At 48.9% G+C, this 270-nt stretch carries 1 protein-coding gene; it reads right to left on the bottom strand.

The features are described from left to right. On the bottom strand, nt 1-270 hold a 270-nt coding region (locus SB679_RS24370; RefSeq protein WP_410704837.1), incomplete at both ends, for a hypothetical protein.

Here is a 270-nt window from a genome sequence, read left to right as displayed (position 1 = left end):
CACCTCAACGTCAGAATTACGCCCAACAAGCTCTCGAGCCGATTCAACCGAATGCTCACACTGTGGTCCAAGGATTACCTCGCGAAGCACCAAATTTTCATCGAACGATTCAAAGTAGAGGCCCGTTAATACGTCCGGCTCAGGTAAGGCAACGAATGAACGAACTTCCTGCTCATACTCCCAGTCCTTATACTTCGTCAGAATCATTGATTGGGCAAAACTTTCGTCCACCACTTCCACGTCCATCATTTGTGACGCGGCGCGATTTTC

Origin of the sequence: Chryseobacterium sp. SIMBA_029 (assembly GCF_046535275.1) — a bacterium.
Taxonomy (GTDB): Bacteria; Bacteroidota; Bacteroidia; order Flavobacteriales; family Weeksellaceae; genus Chryseobacterium.
This window is presented reverse-complemented; position numbering and strand designations above follow the sequence as displayed.